The organism is Martelella sp., assembly GCF_984369615.1.
In genome coordinates this window covers 1-5,599 of the sequence record NZ_CFHTCS010000293.1, presented here as the reverse complement: position 1 = coordinate 5,599, position 5,599 = coordinate 1, and the positions used below count along the sequence as shown (strand labels likewise).

Below are 5,599 nucleotides of genomic sequence, written 5' to 3'. Positions count from 1 at the left end.
CTGCCGGATGTGCGCGACGGGCTGAAGCCCGTGCACCGCCGCATCATCCACGGCATGAGCGAGATCGGCGTGCGGCCCGGCTCCGCCTACAAAAAATGCGCCCGTATTGTCGGCGATGTCATGGGTAAGTTCCACCCCCATGGCGATGCCTCGATCTATGATGCGCTGGTACGTCTGTCGCAGAGCTTTGCCCAGCGCTATCCTATGGTCGACGGCCAGGGCAATTTCGGCAATATCGACGGCGATAGTGCCGCGGCCATGCGCTACACCGAGGCGCGCATGACCGATGTGGCGGCGCTGATGCTGGAAGGCATCGACGAGGACGCCGTCGATTTCCGCCCGACCTATAACGAGGAGGACGAGGAGCCGGTGGTGATGCCCGGCGCCTTCCCGAACCTGCTCGCCAACGGTTCCACCGGCATCGCCGTCGGCATGGCGACTTCCATTCCCCCGCACAATGCCCATGAATTGTGCGAGGCGGCGATCCACCTGATCAAGCACCCCGACGCCACCGTCGAAGACCTGGTGACGTTGCCGAACGCCGACGGACCGAAGGCGAACATGATCCAGGGGCCGGATTTTCCGACCGGCGGCATCATCGTCGAGGATTTCGACTCAATGGTCGAAACCTACAGGACCGGGCGCGGCGGCTTCAGGGTGCGCGCGCGCTGGGAGAAGGAAGATCTCGGGCGCGGCAACTACCAGATCGTCGTCACCGAAATACCCTATGGCGTGCAGAAATCGCGGCTGATCGAGAAGATCGCCGAACTCTTGATCGCCCGCCGCCTGCCGCTTCTGGAAGACATCCAGGATGAATCGGCGGAGGATATCCGCGTCGTCCTGGTGCCGAAGTCGCGCGCCGTCGACCCCGCGCTTTTGATGGAATCGCTGTTCAAGCTCACCGATCTGGAAAGCCGCTTTTCCATGAACATGAACGTGCTCTCCCAAGGCAAGGTGCCGAAGGTGATGGGCCTCGTCGATGTTCTCACGGAATGGCTCGGCCACCGCCGCGATGTGCTGCAGCGCCGCTCGCGCCACCGGCTTGCGGCGATCGACCGTCGGCTGGAAATCCTCGGCGGCCTTCTGGTCGCCTATCTGAACCTTGACGAGGTAATCCGGATCATCCGCGAGGAGGACGAGCCGAAACAGGTGATGATCGAACGCTTCGGGATCACCGACGTGCAGGCGGAAGCCATCCTCAACATGCGGCTGCGCGCGCTGCGCAAGCTCGAGGAAATCGAGATCCGCAAGGAATTCGACGCGCTGACGGCGGAAAAGGCCGAGATCGAGGCGCTGCTTGCCTCCGACGACAAGCAGTGGCAGACGGTGGCCTGGGAAATCGGCGAGGTGAAGAAGACCTTTGCCAAGGCGACCGAGCTCGGCCGCCGCCGCTCTACCTTCGACGATGCGCCGGAGACCGATGTCGAGGCCATCCAGCAGGCGATGATCGAGAAGGAGCCGGTCACCATCGTCATCTCGGAAAAGGGTTGGGTCAGGGCGCTGAAGGGCCATGTCGACGCCTCCGGCCTGTCGTTCAAGGATGGCGACAGCCTGAAGCTTTCCTTCCCGGCGCAGACCACCGACAAGCTTTTGATCGTCACCACCGGCGGCAAGGCCTTCACGCTCGGCGCCGACAAGCTGCCGGGCGGGCGCGGCCACGGCGAACCGCTGCGCATCATGGTCGATATCGACGCGGACCAGGACGTCGTCACCGCCTTCGTGCACGAGCCCGGCCGCAAGATGCTGATCGCGTCCACCGCCGGCAACGGCTTCGTCGTCGACGAAGACCAGATGGTTGCCAACACCCGCAAGGGCAAGCAGGTGATGAATGTGACGATGCCCGTCGAGGTGAAGCTGCTGACGCCGGCGACCGGAGACCACGTCGCCGTCATCGGCGAGAACCGCAAGCTCCTCGTCTTCCCGCTGTCGCAGATCGCCGAGATGGCGCGCGGCAAGGGCGTGCGCCTGCAGCGCTACAAGGACGGCGGCCTTTCGGACGCAAAATGCTTCGCGCTGGAAGACGGGCTCACCTGGACCGACAGCGCGGGGCGGACCCACACCCGCAGCGTCGACGAACTGATGGAATGGCGCGGCGACCGCGCCACAGCCGGCCGGATCGCCCCGAAGGGCTTCCCGAGGAACGGGACGTTCCGGGGGTAGTGTGGGAAATTCGGCCGCACTACCTCTGCTCCGCCACGCTGTTTGATCCTCGCTGGGTTCTCCGATCTTGTTCCGGTCAATCTCCCCCTCAAGGGGGGAGATTGATTTGGAGCGGGCATCTTCGCCAGCCATCCTCTTCAATTTTCCAAGTCATCGCTTGACATATTTGCGTCGATGATTTTCAAAGGCATTGCTTGTTAAATAACCGTCGCGCTTCGGCGCGCCATCACGGGAGACATAAAATGGCCTTTGAACTGCCCGCTCTGCCTTACGCCCATTCCGCCCTTGCCGACCGCGGCATGGGGCAGGAGACGCTGGAACTGCACCACGGCAAGCATCACCAGACCTATGTGACGACGCTCAATGGCTTCGTCGAGAAGAATGCCGATCTGCAGGGCAAGTCGCTGGAAGAGATCATTGCCTTTTCCAGGGACAAGGCCGATCTCGCGCCTGTCTTCAACAATGCCGGCCAGCACTGGAACCACCTGCATTTCTGGAACGCGCTGTCGCCCGATGGCGGCGGCATGCCCGGCCGTCTGGAAGCCAAGATCACGCAAGATTTCGGCTCGGTCGATGCCTTCAAGGATGCCTTCAAGGCGGCCGCCGTCGGCCAGTTCGGCTCCGGCTGGGCCTGGCTGGTGCTGGGCGAGGACGGCAGGCTGAAGACGGTGAAAACGCCGAACGGCTCCAATCCGTTGGCAACGGGTGAGGGCAAGGTCCTGCTCGGCCTCGATGTGTGGGAACATTCCTACTATCTCGACTTCCGCAACCGTCGTCCCGATTATGTCGGCAACTTCCTCGATCATCTCGCCAATTACGAATTCGCCGAAGCCAATCTCGGCTGATGAAGGGACGGGCGCCGCGCCTTTGTTGAACAGGCGCGGCGTTCGCTGATCCGATGACTTATGCTGTTACCCAAGACTGCGGCGGCCTCTTCTTCGAAAAACCGGGAGAGGGAGCATGACGGTCGATGCCTTCGCCGCAAGCGGGGCGCGGGCCATGCCGCTTGGCGCGCCGGCGCGCCCGCCGATCGACAAGGCTGACTTCCGCGATGCGATGGCCTCGCTTGCCGCAACCGTCTGCATCGTCGGGGCGGCCACTGAGGGGGAGCGCTCCGGCCGCACCGCGACCGCGGTCTTCTCCCTCAGCGGCTCGCCGCCCTCCATCCTGGTGTCGATCGACGCAGGCGCGCATTTGGCGGGGTTGATTGCGGAAAAGGGCGCGTTCTCGCTCGCCATGCTTTCGGCGACGCAATGGACGGTGGCGGATGCCTTTGCCGGCCGCATCGCGCCGGCTCATCGCTTCAAATGCGGCACATGGACGGCGTGGCCCTCCGGCAATCCGAAGCTTGAGGGCGCGATGACGGCGCTCGATTGCGATGTGATCGGCCGGATCGATACCGGCACGCATGTGCTCTTTGCCGGTTCGATCGCCGAAATCGCGCGGAAGGCGGGGGCGACCCCGCTGATCTGGCACGGGCGCGGTTACAGGCGGCTGGGTTAGGGGCTCAGGCCTTCGTGAGCTTGCGGTGCAGCACCTGCATTTGCCGGGCGGCCTGCAGATCGCCCTTGCGCGCGGCAACGTCGGCGCCGATTGCAAAGGTCTCGATGGCGTTCGCGGTGTCGCCCTTGCGCTGATAGGCCTTGCCGAGTGCCGAATAGGCGGCGGAATAATCGGGGTCGAGTTCAAGCGCGCGGGTCAGGTGCGCGATCGCCTCGTCCAGCCGGTCCTCGCCGGCCAGAATGCGGCCGAGCGTCAGCCGGCAGAGCGCGTTGTCCTTGCCTGCGGCAACCTGTTTTTCCAGCGCCTCGCGAATTCCGGCGGGCATGCAGCTTTCCTTTCCCATCTCTAGCGCGTCTCGCTCACGACATAGGTGCAGCGCCTGCCGCCCTTGACGATATGCTCGTCGCGACGAATGTCGACAGAGGGGCCGAGAAGCTGGCGGAAGATCGCGAGTTCCGAGCGGCAGAACCCCTGGCAGGCGGTGGCCGCCGCGCAGATCGGGCAGTGGTGCTCGACAAGGCGCCGCGTGCCGTCCTCCGCCTCGTACCAGTCCGCCATATAGCCTTCGGCAGAGCGCAGCCGGGTTAGAACTGTGAGCTTTTCATCCAGACTGTCGCAGCCCTCCATCGCCGCCCGGTAGAGGCTGCCGGTGCGCCGTTCGCGTGCGGCAATCACCGTTTCAAGCGCAGCTTCGCCAAGCTCGGCGCGGATGTTATCCAGGAGCTCCACGGTCAGCGACGCATGGGTGTCGGGAAAGCGCCCCTCTCCGGCCGGCGTCAGGCTCCATAGCTGGCGCGGGCGACCGACGCCCGAACGACGGCTTTCCGCCGTAACGAGCCCGGTTTCGGCCAGCCGTGAGAGCTGCTGGCGCGCGGCCTCGCCGGTGGTGCCGGTGCGTTTGCCGAGATCGGCCGCCGTCAGGGGCCCGTGCATTTTCAGCTGCATCAGAATGCGATCGGCGGCGCTGCGGGTCATATAACCGGCGCTCGGGCTGCTCGTCTGGGGATCGGTGTCGCTTGCCATGCTTCATCGGGTGTTCTGTGTCGCCCGACCCGTATAGCGGGCCGGTCTTTTCAAAGCAATGGCTTTGTAAATGGGATCGGCATGTCCGCGTTTCCACCAAAGGCGGAACCGCTCTAGCGCGAGGCCGGATTGTCCGGGTCGAAGTCGAACCGGTCGGGCACGGCCATGCCGGCCTCAAGGTGTTTCTCGATGGCGCGCAGCGACACGCCGTCGCGGTAGAGCCACGGGTCGCCGGTCTCCCGCTGCCAGGCCTCGGTCGCGGCGCGCATCTCAAGCAGGCGATCGCGATGGGCCGGGTCACCGGCCAGATTTTTGACCTCGTGCGGGTCGGCCTCCAGATCGTAAAGCTCCTCCGGCGGACGGCGGACATAGTCCTTGACCGAACGGTCGCCGATCATCGCAGGGGTCTGGTTGCGAATGCCCTCCCAGGTCAGCGAGCCGTAGAGATCGCCGGAGAAGGGGAAATCGAGCTGCCAGGCGACATTGCGGTGATATTTGTAGCGCGTGGTGCGCATGAAGCGCGTCGGCCAGTAATTGGTGATCTCGTGGAAGGTGTGCGAGCCGAACACGGACTGCCAGTCATCCTCAAGCGTTTCTGATTCGAGGATCGGCAGCAGCGAGCGCCCCTTGCGCGGGCCGGGCGGGGCTGCGTGGCCCGCCCAGTCGAGAAAGGTCGGCAGGATATCGGTGAAGGACACCAGATTGGGATTGGCGATGCCTTCGCGGCCGCCCGGCTTGCGGATGATCAGCGGCAGATGCACGCCGGCATCGTAAAGCGTGGTCTTGGAATTGAGGAAGGGGGAACCGTTGTCGGAGAGGAACACGACGAGCGTGTCATCGGCAAGCCCGGCCTTTTCAAGTTCCTCGAGAACCATGCCGACGCCTTGGTCGAGGCGGTGGATCGAGCGGTAAT

Annotated in this window: 6 protein-coding genes; 3 read left to right on the top strand and 3 right to left on the bottom strand. The window is 64.2% G+C overall.

Annotation, left to right across the window (positions count from 1 at the left end; genetic code table 11):
• From parC to AC5DC2_RS18505, 3 genes are all read left to right on the top strand, one after another.
• On the top strand, positions 1-2,160 hold a 2,160-nt coding region (gene parC, locus AC5DC2_RS18515), incomplete at its 5' end, for a DNA topoisomerase IV subunit A (protein WP_491699530.1).
• 242 nt (positions 2,161-2,402) lie between these two features.
• The gene (locus tag AC5DC2_RS18510; protein ID WP_024708160.1) at positions 2,403-3,005 is read left to right on the top strand and encodes a superoxide dismutase; all 603 of its coding nucleotides are present in this window, start codon (positions 2,403-2,405) and stop codon (positions 3,003-3,005) included.
• A gap of 115 nt (positions 3,006-3,120) precedes the next feature.
• Positions 3,121-3,663, top strand: coding sequence for a flavin reductase family protein (locus AC5DC2_RS18505; protein WP_024708161.1), 543 nt, complete (start codon positions 3,121-3,123; stop codon positions 3,661-3,663).
• Positions 3,664-3,667: 4 nt separating this feature from the next.
• Here the strand turns inward: AC5DC2_RS18505 and AC5DC2_RS18500 are convergent, their stop codons facing one another.
• The 3 genes from AC5DC2_RS18500 to AC5DC2_RS18490 all read right to left on the bottom strand — a co-directional run.
• Complete coding sequence (locus AC5DC2_RS18500) at positions 3,668-3,988, bottom strand: tetratricopeptide repeat protein (RefSeq protein WP_051424068.1); 321 nt, start codon at positions 3,986-3,988, stop codon at positions 3,668-3,670.
• Positions 3,989-4,008: 20 nt separating this feature from the next.
• Positions 4,009-4,686 (bottom strand): helix-turn-helix transcriptional regulator, encoded by a 678-nt coding sequence (locus tag AC5DC2_RS18495; RefSeq protein WP_491699529.1) that lies wholly within the window; start codon positions 4,684-4,686, stop codon positions 4,009-4,011.
• A 113-nt stretch (positions 4,687-4,799) separates the two neighbouring features.
• A partial coding sequence (locus AC5DC2_RS18490) for a sulfatase-like hydrolase/transferase (protein ID WP_491699528.1) occupies positions 4,800-5,599 on the bottom strand: 800 nt, incomplete at its 5' end.

Bases quoted from the DNA above. Each gene is read 5' to 3' on its own strand.
- AC5DC2_RS18495 (WP_491699529.1), bottom strand. From the start codon at position 4,686: ATGGCAAGCGACACCGATCCCCAGACGAGCAGCCCGAGCGCCGGTTAT.
- AC5DC2_RS18500 (WP_051424068.1), bottom strand. From the start codon at position 3,988: ATGCCCGCCGGAATTCGCGAGGCGCTGGAAAAACAGGTTGCCGCAGGC.
- AC5DC2_RS18505 (WP_024708161.1), top strand. From the start codon at position 3,121: ATGACGGTCGATGCCTTCGCCGCAAGCGGGGCGCGGGCCATGCCGCTT.
- AC5DC2_RS18510 (WP_024708160.1), top strand. From the start codon at position 2,403: ATGGCCTTTGAACTGCCCGCTCTGCCTTACGCCCATTCCGCCCTTGCC.